A 16,402-nucleotide genomic window follows, 5' to 3' on the forward strand; every position below is an offset into this window, starting at 1 on the left:
AGATGATTTGCAGTTAAAACCGACCAAGCAGTGATTCCAGCCGCTACAACTAAACCGGCTATGATTAAATACTCAAGAACTTTTGCCATAATCATTCCTTTATAATGATATGTTCTTCTCTTTTAGAGTCAAACATTTTAATTTGTTCTGCATTTTCTATTTTATAAGGTTTTTGCATAACATCTTGTTGTGTTTTTAGACCCAAAATAGTTAATCCTGCTAAAATCGATAATAATAAAATAGTTGCTATTAACATTCCGCTAACGCCTGAAAGTGAAAATACACATCTGTTTGAATTTTCCATTATTCGCCCCTTGAAAGAGAAATCACATATTCGCCAACTGCTTCTTTTTGAAGCTCATTTAACAAGCCATTGTTAAAATGAGGCATTACACCTATACTACCTGCTTTACCACGATTTAAAACATCTACTACAAATTCTGCACTACCATATTTTGTTAAATCTGGAGCCACTAATTGACCATCAATAGTTCCTTTTCCATCTTCACCATGGCATACTGTACAAGTGACAAATAATTCTTTTCCTTTTGCTACAAGTTGAGGATTTTCAGTTTTTTTAATTGCTGAAATTTCAGAAGCAACATAAGCAGCAATTGCAGGAATATCAGCTTCATCTATACCATTATCTGCTGCACTTAACATCTCACCCATAGGATAATTTAAGCCCTTAGAACCTTTAGTAATTACTTCTATAAGTCCCTCTTCTGAACCCCAAACATTAAGATTTTGAGCTTTTCCATTGATACCATCGCCTGTAATACCATGACAAGAAGAGCATTGAACTAAAAAGATATTTTTACCCATTTCTTGCTTATCTTCATTGCTTAAATTTGCAAATTTTTGTGCAAATTTCTCATTATGAGCTTGTACTTCTTTATTATATTGACCAATTTGAGAATAACTATTTAAAGGATACCCCCAAAGAAAATACCATATACACCATACTATAGCTAAGAAAAATACCACAGCCCAGCCAAGTGGTATAGGATTTTTATATTCACCTATACCATCCCAACTATGTTCACTTAGCTCACCCTGACTTTTTTCTTCTTTCATACTTTTAAACAATTTTCCTACCACAACAAGCGTAATCAATATGATAAGAATTGCTCCAATAAAAGATAATAAATTAACATTATCTTGTAAGTTCAACCATTGCATTAAGCACTCCTTTTATTTTGCTCTAAAACACGATCGCCAATTTCATCATGTAATGCTAAATCAGCATATTTTTCATAGTTTCTTCTACCTGTTTTTTCAGATCTATACAAATGAAACCAATAAGAATACAAAACTACCACTAAGAATACTACAAGGGCAAAAAAGCCATAAGCTTGCAACTCTCTTATTAGTTCTAAATCCATAATTTTTCCTATTTCAAGCTATTAAGATACGCAATCAAAGCGACAATTTCTCTAATTTCACCTCTAGCAAACGCATCTTTAACATCTTGATTTTTCATTTGATCTACTATAACTTGGGCTTCTGCTTTAACTTCTGCTTGAGCTTCTTCCCAAGTACCAAGTTTTGTACCATTTTCAACATCATAAGGAACATTGAAAACTTTTTTTACAGTTAGTGCCTCTGCATAAGCTGTTTCTATATTTGCATTATTGCTAAACATATGTTTGTAAGCTGGCATAATAGAACCAGGAACAACTGAAACTGGATCCCACATGTGATTTTCATGCCAATCTGTAGTTCTAAAATTACCTATACGCAATAAATCAGGTCCAGTTCTTTTTGAACCCCATAAAAATGGTCTATCATAAGCATATTCACCGCTAACTGAATACATACCATAACGATCTGTTTCTGATTTAAAAGGACGAATAAGTTGTGAATGACATGCATTGCAACTTTCTTTAATATAAACATGGCGTCCTGCAAGTTGTAAAACCGTATAAGGCTTTTTACCTTCAATTGGTCTTGCATTTTGAGCAAAATCAGGTAAAACTTCCACAATACCTGCATATGCGATCACTATAAATACTGCCACAGCAAAAAAGAATGGATTTTTTTCTAACCAACTAAACATATTTTTCCTCCTTATGCTGCCATAGGTGAAGCACTTTTTGGCTCTTTATCAAGCACTCTACCCACTGAAATTGATTTATAAATATTATAAACAAACATGAAAAATCCTACTAAGTACAACAAGCCACCTACAGCTCTAATCCAATAATAAGGAATAATAGCTTCAACAGTATCAATGAAAGTATAAAGTAAGTTACCATACTCATCTGTAGCTCTCCACATCATACCTTGAGTAATACCTGCTATCCACATAGAACTAAAGTACAATACTATACCTGTAGTTTGGATCCAAAATTGAGCTTCCATTAGCGATTTACTATATAATTCTCTTTTAAACATTCTAGGCACCATGTGATAAAGCGCAGCCATAGTCATAAAGCCAACCCAACCTAAAGTACCATCATGAACATGTCCTGGAATCCAATCTGTAAAGTGTGCTAATGCATTAACTGATTTAATAGAAAGAATAGGACCTTCCAAAGTTGAGAACATATAGAAAGTTGAAGCTAAAATCATAAATTTGATTAATGGGCTTTCTCTTAATTGACTCCACTCACCTTTCATAGTAAGTAAGATATTAATTGCTGAACCCCAAGAAGGTAAAATAAGAACGATTGAAAAAACTGAACCCATAGTTTGCATCCAATCAGGCACTGTAGAATAAATCAAGTGGTGTCCACCTGCCCATAAATAAACAAACATTAAGCCCCAAAATGCAAATAAAGATAATTTGTATGAGAAAATTGGTTGTCCACTTTCTTTTGGTAGAAAATAATAAATTTGAGCGATGATACCAACAGTGAATACAAATGCAACTGCATTGTGTCCATACCACCATTGAACTAATGCATCGTTTGTCCCTGCATACATAGAAACACTATGCCACCAATCACCCATTCCACTCACAAAATAAGTAGGCACAGCCATATTGTTAAATAAATAAAGCATTGCTATACCTAGGAAAGTAGCTATATAATACCAAAGTGAAACATATAAAGTTTTTTCACGGCGAATTCCAATAAGCCCAAAAATACTTACACCCCATAAAACCCAAACTAAAACTACCAATATATCAAGTGGCCATTCAAGCTCTGCGTATTCCTTTGAAGTGCTAACACCTGCAAACAAAGTAATAACAGCTATAATCATAGTGATCATGTAAAGCCAAAAATGCAATTTACCAATGAACATTAAAAAGCTTGATTCTGCCATACTAACTTTTAGCACACGCTGACCAATATAATACCAAGTAGCCCAAATTCCTGAGAGCATAAAACCAAAAATTACACCTGAAGTGTGCAATGGTCTAAGTCTTGAAAAAGTACCATACTCACCGGCTAAATAATTTAAATCCGGATAAGCCATCTGAAAGGCAATAAGCGTTCCAATAGCCATACCAATAACACCAAACAATAAGGTAGCAAACATAAAATATTTAGCAACCGTATAGTCATAGTTTAATGCATTTCCTGGGTGCATTTCCTCTCCTTAAGTTTTTTTCTGCAATTATGCGATCTTTATATTATACGATACTTAATATCTTTTTTAGCTTAAACTATGTCTAATTATTTATTATTTATTAATAAATTATCGCGTAAAAACAAAGCCTATATAAGAAAAATACACACCATAACAAAAAATTAAAATATAGGAAATTAAACTAGCTATTTTTTGAAATTTTTCATTTAATGTTTTAGAAAAATACGCAAGAAATATCAATGCTGGTAAAGTTGAAAAACCAAAAACAAGCATAATTAAAGCCGATAAATACACACTTTGCACACTCATTCCAAAGGCTATATAAAAATACACTAAACCACAAGGCACAAAGCCATTTAAAAATCCTAAAAAAAGAGTACTCTTGAAAGATTTTTGTTGAATCAATCTAGAGATGTTTTTTTTAATTACGCATTCAAAAAATAAAGAATTTTCAAAAAAACTTAGAAATTTTCCTTTAAAAATCAAAGCAAGTGCTAATGCTATCATAAAAATTCCAATTATAAAAAACATTATGCCTTTTGAAAATTCACTAAATGAAAGCAAGCTTCCAAAAACTCCAAAAAATATGCCCAAGCAAACATAAGCAAAAATTCGAGATAGATGATATGAGAAAATTAAAAGAAAAAAAGGGAGTTTAATTTGCTTTGAAAGCTGAGTATAAGCTAAAACAAAACCTCCACACATTCCATAACAATGCCCAAAACTAGAAAGAAAAGCTATACTTGCTAAAGCAATAAAATCTAAACTCACAAAAGCTCTAAAAATTCTTTAAAAATATACTTGCTCTCATGTGGTCCTGAAGAACTTTCTGGGTGATGTTGCACCGATATAATAGGATAATTTTTATATCTCACACCCTCTACATTATCACCAAACAAATTTCTATGAGTAATAGTTGCAACCTCTGCTATTTCTTCAGGAATATTATAATTATGATTTTGTGCTGTAATTTCTACTGTGTTATTAGTAAGGTTAATAACAGGATGATTTGCTCCATGTTGGCCGAATTTCATTTTATAAGTTTCATAACCAAAAGCATTACTTAAAAGTTGATGTCCCAAACAAATACCAAGCATAGGAATTTTAGCTTCTGCTAGTTTTTTAATCTCTGCGATTTCATCTTTTAAAATTTTTGGCTCACCTGGTCCATTGGATAAAAATACACCATGAATTTTACCTTTTTGATATAAATCAATCAAATCTTTTGCCTTGGTATTATAAGGAAAAACCTCCACCTCAAGTCCAACACTTACAAGCTCATTTAAAATATTTTCTTTTACACCATAATCAATCACAGCTACTTTTTTACCATTTGCTTTTACATTCTCATAAGCTTTGTTGCTATGATCCCAAGCACCTTTACTATGTTTATAAGAGCTTTTAGTGCTAACCTGTGCTACATAATTTACTTCATCAATTTTAGCACTAGAAAGAAGCATTTTTTTAAGCTCTTCTTTGTCCTTAATTTCAGTAGATATTACCGCTCTCAAATTTCCTTGATCTCTGATCATTTTAACTAAAAATCTAGTATCAATTTCACAAAGCCCTATTTTTTCATGCTTTTTCAAATAAGCACTTAAAGAATCATTGGCTCTAAAATTAGAATAATCTTCATTTAATTCTCTTATAATCATTCCGCTAGCAAATACATCTTTACTTTCATTATCTTCATCATTAATACCAACTATACCAATTTCTGGCATTGAAAATACTACAAACTGACCTGCATATGATGGATCAGAAATAATTTCTTGATACCCCGTTAAAGAAGTATTAAAAACAAGCTCTCCAAAAAAAGTTCCACTTTGTCCAAAAGCCTTTGCGCTTAAAAAAACATCATTCTCTATATAAATATATGCTTTCATAAAAGTCCCTTTTTTCTAAGCTCTTCTTGATATAGCTTTTCAAATACCAATTCATATTCTTCAGAACCTGGAATAAGTTTTCTTTTATAATTTGAAATTTTTTCATAGACTAAATCTTCTAAATTTTCATACTCTTTTAAATAAGACATAATACTTGAAAAAATGAGATTTTTCACGCGATTTTCTGATACATTGTAGTTTATCAAATCTTCTTCCACTAAATTTTCTAAAATTTTATGAGAAAGATTATTGTATCTATCTTCACTATCAAGCATAAATTTAAACTCATTTGCTAGTTTTTTCTTAATCATCCAAAACATACTTTTTCTATCTATTTGCATAAACTCAATTTCATCTTCTTGGCTTTCTAAAATTTCTTTTGCTTTTTCATCAAGTTTACGCTCATTTAAAACATCTATTTCTATAATTTCTTTTGCTGTTTTTAAAAGTTTTTGACTATCATCTTTAATTTTAACAAAAGAAGAATGCATTAAATCAAGTATTATTTTATTTGCTATATAAGGTATATGAGCTGGTTTGATACGCATTTATTCACCTTTTTATTTTTATTTTGAAATAATACTAAAAAAAAGGTAAAAACTGCTTAAAACTTACTGCGAACTTGCATTTTGATCTAAATTTTTCAAAAGTAGTGTTAAATCGGAAGCTTTTTTTGGATCCATCTTGGCCATAATGGATGAAATTTTTCTAGGATCTAGCGAAAGTAGAATTTTTGAAGCCTCATCCGGTTCCATTTCGCTTAATATACCTGCCACGGCCACATCTTTCATTTTAGCATAAATTTCTGTGATACGCCCCATGGTTTTATCATTAATAACTTGAAGATTTTGTTTAGTCGCTTCTAATATACGCTCATTTTGCTCTTTTAAACTTTTTATTTGCTCTAAACTTGCATTAACATCAGCTTCTTTTTGCTCCAAAGCTTGCATTTTTTCTTTTTGCAAAGCTTCAAAAGAAGCTCTATAAGCCTCTAAACTTTGTCTTGCTTCATCATATTCTCTAATTTGCTCTTGCATTTGCTCTTTTCTTGCTTCAAAATACTGCTCGCAATTTTGCTGTGCATTTACAAAATTTAAGAAAATCAATAAAAATATTATTTTTTTCATCATTTATCCTTATTAAAATGTCTTGTTATAGCAAGTTCATCTATAAATTTTTCTTCTTCTTTTTGCAAGGCTTTTTGGATTTTTTTTAATTCTTCATTTTCTAAAACCTTAATTTTTTCAAATTCCAAATGAGCCTTTTTGTATAAATGTTGATGATGTGCAAGTTCTTTTTTAGTTAGGTCTAATTTTTGTTTAATTCTTTGCTTACCCTCTCTTGCAATCTCTTGCATTTTTAAAGACGATCTTAACAAAGCCACCGAACCTTTATCAGCCAAAGTCAAGCTTTCGCATGTTTTTAAAGCTTCTTTAAATTCTTCTTCACACAACAAAAGCTTTTGTCTTGTTCTAGTCAAATTTGCCTCTGCTTTATCAAGCTGTTGTTTTCTAAGCTTAATCACAGAAGAATATTTGCTTTTCATAAAATGATAGTATCTTCTCTTTCAGGACTTGTGGAGATATAACCTACTCTAACGCCACTTAATTCTTCCAAACGCTTAATGTATTTTTTAGCATTTTCAGGTAGCAAATCATAATCTCTAATCCCTGCAACTTTATCCCAACCTTCCATTACTTCATAAATAGGCTTAGCGTTTTCTAAATCACAAGGTACATAGTCTATTTCTTGTCCCTTATACTCATAAGCTTTACAAATTTTAACACTTTCAAACCCATCTAATACATCAAGTTTCATTAATGATAAAGTATCTAAGCCATTTAATCTTGCAGTATATCTTACCGCAACTGCATCAAACCAACCACATCTTCTTTTTCTACCTGTGCTTACTCCGATTTCTTTACCAATAAGTCCTATTTTTTCACCATCTTCGCCTAAATCCTCACTTGGAAAAGCTCCATTTCCCACTCTTGTTGTGTAAGCTTTTACTATGCCTATAACTTTTCCAATTTCTTTTGGATTTAATCCCAAACCACTTAAAGCTCCAGCTGAAATAGTCGTTGAACTAGTTACATAAGGATAAGTTCCATGATCAATATCAAGCATAGAACCTTGCGCGCCTTCTAACAATACTTTTTTATCCTCATCTAAAGCTTTCCAAAGCATTCTTGTAGTATCTGTAATATATGGTGCTAGCACTTCTTTAAAGCGTTTTAAATCTTTTAAAATTTCATCATAACTAGGCATTGCAATACCTAAAACATCAAAATAAGTTTTTTTAAGTTCAAAATCTTTCATTAAATTTTCACAAAGCTTTTCAGGCTCTAGCAATTCCCCTACTCTATGTCCATTACGACTTATTTTATCTTCATAGCTTGGCCCTATGCCTTTGCCTGTTGTTCCTATAGCTTTATCGCCTTTAAGTCTTTCTCTTGCTTGATCAATCAAAGCATGATGATTTAAATTTAAATGAGCTCTATCGCTTATAAATAATCTTCCTTCTAAATTTTCAAATTGAGCCATTTCACTAATTAATACATCAGGATTAACTACAACTCCATTACCTATAACATTAATACATTGCTTATTTAAAACACCTGATGGCATTAAATGTAAAGCATATCTTATACCATCAACCCATATAGTGTGACCTGCATTATGTCCACCTGCACTTCTGCAAACATAATCATAATTTTCACATAGTTTATCAACTATCTTACCCTTACCCTCATCACCCCATTGGATACCAACGACAATATCTGCTTTACTCATAAAAAAACTCCATTTTGACTTAAATTTGGCGAGAAGGTGAGAGAATCGAACTCCCCAAAAAGTAGTCAACTACCCTTTCATCTGATTTGAAGTCAGTGGCCATCACCAGATAAGCTAACCTTCCAAAAATGATATTATATCTTAATATTTTTAATTGAAACAAAAATTAAACATATGAAATTATAAGCGTGTAAAAATACTTTGAAATATTATATTTTTTAGTTATAATGTTTGTTTTTCAGTGTCAAGTTTTGACAATTACAATTTTTGGATATATCAATGCATTCTTTCAAACAATCTTTTTTTATAAATTTTTGGGATAATTCCAAAGGCATGATTATACTTGGAATTTTAAGTGCTATTTATTTTGGAATTTTTGGTAGTGTTTGGGCTGTTACAGGTGAAATGACACGCTGGGGTGGAGAAATTTTAGAATTTTTTAGTATGGATTTAAGCTCCTACACTTACTACCAAAAGCAAAATTTAAGTGGCAGTCCCTTAACAAGAATTGATGGTATCATGCTCATAGGTATGTTTATAGGATGCTTAGTAGCTGCATTTTTAGCAAATAAATTTAAATGGCGTTTGCCTGCTAGCAAAATTCGAATTTTTCAAGCTATTATAGGAGGAATTTTATCAGGCTTTGGTGCAAGACTTGCTTTTGGTTGTAATTTAGCAAATTTCTTTACAGGTTTACCTTATTTTTCTTTACATACTTGGGTTTTTACTTTATTTATGATTTTAGGAATTTATCTAGGTGTTAAGGTTTGTAATCTTGCCTTATTTAAGCCAAAAGCAAAGTTACAACGCGTTTGCAAAGAAAATCAAAAATTAAAAACACAAAATAAAATTTCAAAAATATATTTTTACATAGGACTTGGTGTATTTATAATTTTTATAACTTATGTTGTATTTATACTACAAAAACAAAATATTGATATTAAAAACAAAGAAAGTTTTTTTCCTTTAGCGTTAATATTTGGTTTTGTTTTTGGTTTTATCATTTCTAGGGCTCAAATTTGCTTCACTTCTTGCTTTAGAGATTTATTTTTATTTGGTAGAGACAATGCTATAAAAGGCGCTTTAATAGGTATGATCATAGCTTGTTTAATAGCTTTTGCTTTTATATTACAAGGGCATACTAGTAAAGTAATAGAAATATCACCAAACCTTGCTATAGGTGCTTTTTTATTTGGATTTGGAATAGTTTTTGCCGGAGGATGCGAGTGTGGTTGGATGTATAGAGCTTGCGAGGGACAAAGTCATTTTATTATAGTGGGTATTGCCAATATCATCGGTACTATGATCTTAGCTTTAAATTATGATCATTTCCCAAAAATACTAACAAATGGTATAAAAATTCATCTTTTAAATGATTTTGGTTATTTTAATGGCTTATTAATCAATTTAGCTTTGTTTGCTATTTTATTTTTGTTTGTTTTAAAATTTAAAAGATTATTCTTCCAACACAACAAAGGAAAATTATGATTATTCATTATAGTTTAAATTTAGAAGGTGAGGCATGCCCATATCCTGCTATAGCTACCATTGATGCATTAAAAGAATTAAAATCAGGTGAAGTCTTAGAAATTTTATGTGATTGCCCACAAAGTATTAATTCTATACCTCAAGATGCGAAAAATCGCGGATTTGAAATTTTAGAGATAGATCAAGATGGACCAACGCTTAGATTTTTAATTCAAAAACCTTAAAAATTAGATTTGAGTATTTACTCAAATCTTTATATTTATACGATATTTTTCTATTAAATTTTCATCCAATATCACTCCTATACCCACAGCATCATTGACTTCAACTATACCATCTTTGCAAGGGATTAAATTTTTCACCAAATGAGTAAAAAGCACACTTGTTGATTGAGAATACTCTATCAAATTACAATATTTAGTACTTGCTAGAAACTGCACCGTAGCAGCAAGTAAAATTCCTGTAGAAAAACCATGCGGGACTAAATCACAACCATATTTTAAAGATATTTTTTCAATTTCTAACATAGTGTCAAAACCACCGCATCTAGTAATATCAGGTTGCACAATAGAAACTTTTGACTTTTTAATAAAATTTTCAAACTCATTTAGCGTGTAAAAACTCTCTCCACCCGTAATCTTACAAGGTAAGTGTTCGCTAAGTCTTGCATAATCATAAAAATTATTTGCACCAACTGGTTCTTCTATCCACTCTAAGTTATATTCTTCAATTTCCAAAAATCTTTCTCTTGCATAAGAAAAATTTTTCCAAAGCCCTACTAAGTCAATACTAAGTTTAATATCATCACCCACTGCACCTCTAATATTCTTGATAATCTCTTTATCAGCTAATGCATTATTACCAAAGCCTGCACCACCAAATTTTAATAGTTTAAAACCTTCTTCTTTTAAGTATTTTACTCTAGAAATATTTTCTTCCATATTTTCACTCGGAATAAAAGTAGCGTATGCATTTAAAAAGTCTTTTCTTTTTCCACCAAGTATAGTAGCTACACTTACACCATAAATTTTTCCAAGTAAATCATATAAAGCAATATTTATTGCACTTAAAGCACAAATTAATGCTCCGCTAAGTCCATAATACGCACTTCCCTCAATCAAATCATCCATAATCTTCTTAATATTTCTTGGATCTTGTCCTATTAAAATTTCACTTAAATTTCTGCAAGATCCATGAGTGCTAGGTTGCTCAAACATTATCTTTAAAACTGCCGCAGCACTATCACTTTCTCCTATTCCATAAAGATTATTATCTGTATAAATTCTTAATATAAAGGCATCTTCACCCCACTCACAAGACTCATCAAAAGTTTTTGTCCTTAACCATATAGGTTCAACCTTTGTAATTTTCATTATCCATCCTTTTTATCCATTTAATAAGCCCATAAAAGCTAATAGCAAGTATTACCAAAAAAGGAGCAGCACTCAAAACAACTGCAACTTTTAAGGTATTTAAATCTGCATTTATATAAAGCATTGCTAAAGGAATTAATCCAAGCATAATACACCAAAAAACTTTTAAATATTTACTAGGATTTTCACTATCTATTTTTGTGCTTACACAAGAAATAGTAAATGCAGTAGCATCCATATGAGAAGCCAAAAATACCATCATAAGCAGGAAATAAAAAAGAGCAAAAATAGTACCAAATGGTAGTGTTTTTATCAATGCTACCACTCCAGCTTCTCCAGCATTTGAACTAATAAAATTTGGAACATCTAAGATTCCACTTTGAAAAATATCTATTGCATATGAACTCAAAACTCCAAAGAAAAACCAAGTCCCAATACATCCACCCACAATAAGACCAAAAATTACTTGACGAATGGTCCTTCCTTTAGAAATTTTTGTCACAAAAATACTAACAGCAGGAGTGTAAGTAATCCAATAAAGCCAATAAAAAACTGTCCAATCAGAATTAAAGCTACTTACACCAGCAATATCATTATATAAGCTCATTGAAACATAATTACTAAAAAATACCCCTATACTATTTATTATATTATTTAATATAAATACACTATCTCCTAAAATAAATACCAATATTGCAAACACAAAACACAAGATACAAGATATTTTAGCAAGTTTTGCCATACCACTTGATAATCCAACAAAACTAGAAAAGGTAAAAACAGCTGTAACAATAGCTAAAAGAATAAATTTTAAATAAAAACCATCATTAATATCAAAAATTCCAGAAAGTCCAGCACTAATTGTAATTATAGAAAGGGTTGTAGTAAGCACAAGTCCACCAAAAGTACTAAATAAAAACACAACATCGATGATTTTATCAAGCACTATATTTTGATTAATATGCAAGATATTTGCTATTAAACTTGAAATTTTTAAATTTTTATTTTTAAAAATATAAAAATGAAAACACATTGCAATAGAACTTAAAGCATATACAGCCCAAGGCGTAATACCCCAATGCAAATACACAAAAGAAGTTGCACTTCTTAAAGCTTCTGTAGATTTTGGAGTAATATTTAATCCAGGTGCTAAATAATAATATGCCCATTCCATAAATGCCCAATACATAGTAGCAGATCCAAGTCCTGCACAAATAAACATAAAAATCCAAGCAGTATTTGAATAAGGATTTATCCCATCGCCTAATTTAATATTACCTATTTTAGAAAAAGCCAAGTAGAAAATAAAAACTACACAAATAAACTCAAAAAGTTGAACAAATGAGCCAAACATATGTGTAAGCTTACTAAAAAGAAAATTTGCTACTTCTAAAGCTTTACTAGGATTTATAAGTAAAATTACAATCACCATAAAAACCGCCAAGATAGATGTCACTATCAAAAATAAATCATAAGTTTTTTGATTATTTTTTTGCATAAATCTCCTTTTTTGTTTCAAGTAGTAAATATATAGTATTTTCTTATTTTAAAATAAAACTTAAAGAAACTTTTATCATAAATGCATTAAAAGCCATACCTTAGTATTTTCAAATATTTTTTACTATAATAAAAAATTATTTAATCAATAAATTATTGCTACTAAAATACACAAATAAATAATGTTATTTCTCAAAATACAAAAATATTTAAAAAAATATCTTACATTGAAATTAAACACAAAAAAGGAGGAATACATGTGGCAAGGGAGAAATGATGGTGATGAAATTATCCATAAACGATTATTTAAATGTTTAAATCACTCTTCAAATAATAAATTATTAGGCTTTTGTTCATCATTGGGTGTGCAGAGAAATAATGGTAGAATTGGAAGTGAATTAGCACCAAAAATTATAAGAAAGAATATGGCAAATTTTGCTATACATGATGATTTTGATTTTGATGATTTAGGAGATATTGAAAATTTTGATACCCTAGAATTAGGCGATGAACTACTTTATCACAAGTGCTTAGAAATTTTACATAATAATCATTATGGTGTAATTTTAGGAGGTGGACACGAAACATCTTTAGCTTGTATCAAAGCGCTTTTAGATTACAAAAAAAGTGTAGGAGTTATAAATTTTGATGCACATTTTGATGTAAGAATTCAGGAGTTACATACTTCTGGAAATTCTTTTTACAAAGCTTATGAATATGCAAAAGAAAATAATTATAATTTTTCTTATCTTTGCTTGGGTGCAAGTAAATTATCTAACACAAAAGCACTTTTTCAAACTATGGATAATATGAAAGCAAGTTATGTTTTAGATACTGAATTTGAAAAATGTATAGAAGTCATTAAAAATTTCTTAAAACAAAATGAAGTTGTTTATTTAAGTATTGATATGGATGTATTTTCACAAAGCATAGCTCCTGCTGTAAGCGCCCCTGCTGTTTTTGGTATCAATTTAAAAGAAATTTTAACTCCGATAAAAATTATTTTTGAAAGCAAAAAAGTTGCTTTAGCAGATATTTGTGAATTTAATCCTAAATTTGATATAGACAATCACACTGCAAAAATCGCTGCTTATCTAGCATATTTTTTATTAAGTAAAGGAATGATATGAAATTTGATAGTTTAAGTGTATTAGCTATTAGTATCGGGGTTTTATTGTTTGGTATGTTTTTGAAAAAACGTTTTTTAATCTTAGAAAAATTTTGCATTCCCGCACCAGTTATAGGTGGATTTTTAATCAGTATAATCATTTGGATTTTAAGTTTTATTGAGATTAAAGTTGATTTTGATACAAGTTTACAAACTCCTTTAATGGTGGCTTTTTTTACCGTAATAGGATTAAGTGGAAGTTTTAAACTCTTAAAAGTAGGAGGAAAAGTACTTTTAATCTATCTAGGTTGTTGCTGGTTTATGGCTTTAATGCAAAATTTTATCGGCATTTCCATGATGAGTTTATTTGATTTAAATAAACTATATGGAATTTTATGTGGTGCTGTTTCTTTGGAAGGAGGACATGGAAATGCTATAGCTTTTGGAGGTATGGTTGAAGAATTAAGTGGCTTAAATAACGCTAAAGTTTTAGCAGTGGCAGCGGCAACCTTTGGACTGATTTCAGGGTCTTTGCTCGGAGGTCCTGTAGCAAAATATCTTATAAATAAACACAAATTAAAAATCACAACTAATCAAGATATTAAAGATATAGATCCTCTAAAGCATGAAATTCACAATGCAAATTATAAAGATTTTTTAAAATCTTTATTTTTAATATTATGTATTATGTGTATTGGATTTTTTTTAAGCTCCAAATTTACACAATATAGCGGCTATTCTTTGCCTAGTTATGTTGGTGCCATGCTTGTTGCTATTGTTGTAAGAAATATTAATGATTCTTTTAATATTTTCAAGCTAAATCAATATACAATAGATACTATAAGTGAATTAAGCCTTGGTATTTTTTTAACTATGGCTATGATAAATTTAAAAATAAACGAACTAAGTGCTGTTGCTACACCTCTTTTTATTACTTTGATTGTGCAAGTTTTAGCTTTACTATTCTTTACAATTTTTATAGTTTTTAGATTATGCGGAAAAAATTATGATAGTGCGATTATGTGTGCCGGACTTATGGGACATGGTCTAGGTGCAACACCAAATGCAGTAGCAAATATGAATGCAGTTTGTTCTAGATATAATTTAACTTCAAGACAAGCTTTTTTAATAGTACCTTTATGCGGTGCTGTTTTAATTGATATTGTTGCAATACCTTTAAATACTTATTTGATTAATATTTTTTCATAGTTACTCTCGCATATTGCGAGAGTATTAGAGATGTTTTAGCATTGTTTCATAAGCTGCTTTAGTTCCTGGGCGAACTTTAGTTACCATGCTCACTAAAATAATCACAACAGAAGCAGCTAAAAATCCTGGAATGATTTCATAAATAGGAAAATCAAGCCACTCTGCTAAGAAATTTTTATATACTACAACTACAACTGCACCGGTAATCATACCTGCAATAGCAGCATATCTAGTCATTTTTGACCAAAATAACGAAAAGAGCATTACAGAACCAAAACTTGCTCCAAACCCTGCCCAAGCATAAGCTACTATACTTAATACGCTTGAGTTTTTATCAGTAGAAATAATAAAAGCTATCACAGCTACTGCTAAAACACCAAATCTACCCAAAGTCATCACTGTTTTATTGGACGCTTCTTTGTTAAAAATTCTTTTATAAAAATCCTCTGCTATAGTTGAACTTGAAACAAGCAATTGCGAACTTGCTGTGCTCATAATGGCTGCCAAAATAGCACTTAATAAAACACCTGCTATCCAAGGATTGAAAAGCAATTGCGACATTACGATAAAAATCTTTTCAGGATCTTGCAAACTAAGCTCAAATTTACTCACATAAGCTATACCTAAAATACCTATCAAACAAGCTCCAATTAAAGATATAACCATCCAAGAAATTCCTACAAAAGTAGCAGTTGGAATATCTTTAGTTGATCTTATAGACATAAAACGCACCAAAATATGTGGCTGACCAAAATACCCAAGCCCCCAAGAAAGCGCTGAAACTATACCCAAAAAGCTTAATCCTTCCCCCATAGAAAAAGTATTTGGCTTAATTTCTTTGACTATATTAACAGCTTCACTAAAGCCACCCAAATGATAAATCATCACTATAGGTACGATAATCAAGGCACTCATCATTAATAAACCCTGAATTAAATCCGTCCAACAAACTGCCTTATATCCACCCAAAAATGTATAAGCAACTATAATCACAGTTCCTGTAGTAAGCGCATAATCATATTGGATTCCAAAAGTTGCTTCAAAAAGCTTTGCTCCACCTACAAGTCCTGAAGAAACATAAAAAGTAAAGAATATCAAAATAACAATAGCACAAACCACTCTTAATATATGCTTATCATCATCAAATCTTGTTTCAAAATAATCTGGAATTGTAATAGAATTTGCAATCACACTAGTATAAATTCTAAGTCTTTTTGCTACAAAAGCCCAGTTTAAAAATGCTCCTATACTAAGACCTATTGCAATATAGCTTTCAGCTAAACCACTTACATATAAAGCTCCCGGTAAACCCATTAAAAGCCAACCGCTCATATCAGAAGCTCCAGCACTAAGTGCTGAAACTACCGGCCCCATAGAACGACCACCTAAAAAATAATCCTCTGAATTTTTATTTTGTTTATAAAAATAAAATCCAATAAAAAGCATTAATGCTGAATATGCGACAAACATTATCGCAATTTGAGTATTAATGTGCACAACCTCCATTTTTT

18 protein-coding genes and 1 tRNA gene are annotated in these 16,402 nt (G+C 30.6%); 4 read left to right on the plus strand and 15 right to left on the minus strand.

Annotated features, from left to right (window positions below; genetic code table 11):
* Positions 1-91: 91 nt before the first annotated feature.
* From L8W69_RS01505 to L8W69_RS01560, 12 genes are all read right to left on the minus strand, one after another.
* Entirely contained in the window at positions 92-304 is a 213-nt protein-coding gene (locus L8W69_RS01505; protein WP_133319393.1) for a DUF4006 family protein, read from the minus strand.
* Positions 304-1,182: a cytochrome-c oxidase, cbb3-type subunit III gene (gene ccoP, locus L8W69_RS01510; protein ID WP_133319394.1), complete on the minus strand. Its 879-nt coding sequence runs from the start codon at positions 1,180-1,182 to the stop codon at positions 304-306. The genes L8W69_RS01505 and ccoP overlap by 1 nt, the downstream gene beginning before the upstream one ends.
* A complete protein-coding gene (locus L8W69_RS01515; protein ID WP_133319395.1) occupies positions 1,182-1,385 on the minus strand; it encodes a cytochrome c oxidase, cbb3-type, CcoQ subunit in 204 nt (67 codons plus the stop codon). The genes ccoP and L8W69_RS01515 overlap by 1 nt, the downstream gene beginning before the upstream one ends.
* Before the next feature lie 8 nt (positions 1,386-1,393).
* On the minus strand, positions 1,394-2,059 hold the full coding sequence (gene ccoO, locus L8W69_RS01520; protein WP_263666263.1) for a cytochrome-c oxidase, cbb3-type subunit II: 666 nt from the start codon (positions 2,057-2,059) through the stop codon (positions 1,394-1,396).
* Between the two features lie 11 nt (positions 2,060-2,070).
* Positions 2,071-3,537 (minus strand): cytochrome-c oxidase, cbb3-type subunit I, encoded by a 1,467-nt coding sequence (gene ccoN / locus L8W69_RS01525; RefSeq protein WP_039617631.1) that lies wholly within the window; start codon positions 3,535-3,537, stop codon positions 2,071-2,073.
* Positions 3,538-3,645: 108 nt separating this feature from the next.
* Entirely contained in the window at positions 3,646-4,308 is a 663-nt protein-coding gene (locus tag L8W69_RS01530; RefSeq protein WP_263666264.1) for a sulfite exporter TauE/SafE family protein, read from the minus strand.
* Complete coding sequence (gene carA, locus L8W69_RS01535; RefSeq protein WP_133319398.1) at positions 4,305-5,423, minus strand: glutamine-hydrolyzing carbamoyl-phosphate synthase small subunit; 1,119 nt, start codon at positions 5,421-5,423, stop codon at positions 4,305-4,307. The genes L8W69_RS01530 and carA overlap by 4 nt, the downstream gene beginning before the upstream one ends.
* Entirely contained in the window at positions 5,420-5,971 is a 552-nt protein-coding gene (locus L8W69_RS01540) for a DUF507 family protein (RefSeq protein WP_133319399.1), read from the minus strand. The genes carA and L8W69_RS01540 overlap by 4 nt, the downstream gene beginning before the upstream one ends.
* A 63-nt stretch (positions 5,972-6,034) precedes the next feature.
* Entirely contained in the window at positions 6,035-6,553 is a 519-nt protein-coding gene (locus L8W69_RS01545; protein ID WP_165955271.1) for a MotE family protein, read from the minus strand.
* Positions 6,550-6,969 (minus strand): flagellar FliJ family protein, encoded by a 420-nt coding sequence (locus L8W69_RS01550; protein ID WP_133319401.1) that lies wholly within the window; start codon positions 6,967-6,969, stop codon positions 6,550-6,552. Before L8W69_RS01550 ends, L8W69_RS01545 begins: the two co-directional genes overlap by 4 nt.
* A complete protein-coding gene (locus L8W69_RS01555) occupies positions 6,966-8,216 on the minus strand; it encodes an adenylosuccinate synthase (RefSeq protein ID WP_133319402.1) in 1,251 nt (416 codons plus the stop codon). The genes L8W69_RS01550 and L8W69_RS01555 overlap by 4 nt, the downstream gene beginning before the upstream one ends.
* A gap of 26 nt (positions 8,217-8,242) precedes the next feature.
* A tRNA-Sec gene (locus L8W69_RS01560) sits at positions 8,243-8,340 on the minus strand.
* 155 nt (positions 8,341-8,495) lie between these two features.
* Between L8W69_RS01560 and yedE the strand changes: the two genes are divergently transcribed.
* Both yedE and yedF read left to right on the plus strand, forming a co-directional pair.
* Positions 8,496-9,704 (plus strand): selenium metabolism membrane protein YedE/FdhT, encoded by a 1,209-nt coding sequence (gene yedE / locus L8W69_RS01565; protein WP_263666265.1) that lies wholly within the window; start codon positions 8,496-8,498, stop codon positions 9,702-9,704.
* Positions 9,701-9,928: a sulfurtransferase-like selenium metabolism protein YedF gene (yedF, locus tag L8W69_RS01570; protein ID WP_133319404.1), complete on the plus strand. Its 228-nt coding sequence runs from the start codon at positions 9,701-9,703 to the stop codon at positions 9,926-9,928. Before yedE ends, yedF begins: the two co-directional genes overlap by 4 nt.
* A 21-nt stretch (positions 9,929-9,949) precedes the next feature.
* Here the strand turns inward: yedF and L8W69_RS01575 are convergent, their stop codons facing one another.
* Positions 9,950-11,077 carry a mandelate racemase/muconate lactonizing enzyme family protein gene (locus tag L8W69_RS01575; protein ID WP_263660527.1) on the minus strand — a complete coding sequence of 376 codons (1,128 nt, stop codon included), beginning with the start codon at positions 11,075-11,077 and terminating at the stop codon, positions 9,950-9,952.
* Positions 11,058-12,575 carry a BCCT family transporter gene (locus L8W69_RS01580; protein WP_263660528.1) on the minus strand — a complete coding sequence of 506 codons (1,518 nt, stop codon included), beginning with the start codon at positions 12,573-12,575 and terminating at the stop codon, positions 11,058-11,060. Before L8W69_RS01580 ends, L8W69_RS01575 begins: the two co-directional genes overlap by 20 nt.
* A gap of 256 nt (positions 12,576-12,831) precedes the next feature.
* Between L8W69_RS01580 and L8W69_RS01585 the strand changes: the two genes are divergently transcribed.
* Together L8W69_RS01585 and gltS are read left to right on the plus strand one after the other, a co-directional pair.
* Positions 12,832-13,704: a formimidoylglutamase gene (locus L8W69_RS01585; RefSeq protein ID WP_263661071.1), complete on the plus strand. Its 873-nt coding sequence runs from the start codon at positions 12,832-12,834 to the stop codon at positions 13,702-13,704.
* Complete coding sequence (gene gltS, locus L8W69_RS01590; protein WP_133319408.1) at positions 13,701-14,891, plus strand: sodium/glutamate symporter; 1,191 nt, start codon at positions 13,701-13,703, stop codon at positions 14,889-14,891. Before L8W69_RS01585 ends, gltS begins: the two co-directional genes overlap by 4 nt.
* A gap of 24 nt (positions 14,892-14,915) precedes the next feature.
* Here the strand turns inward: gltS and putP are convergent, their stop codons facing one another.
* On the minus strand, positions 14,916-16,397 hold the full coding sequence (gene putP, locus L8W69_RS01595) for a sodium/proline symporter PutP (protein ID WP_220566430.1): 1,482 nt from the start codon (positions 16,395-16,397) through the stop codon (positions 14,916-14,918).
* Between the last annotated feature and the right edge of the window lie 5 nt (positions 16,398-16,402).

The organism is Campylobacter sp. CNRCH_2016_3089 (assembly GCF_025772505.1).
GTDB classification, from domain to species: domain Bacteria; phylum Campylobacterota; class Campylobacteria; order Campylobacterales; family Campylobacteraceae; genus Campylobacter_D; species Campylobacter_D lari_D.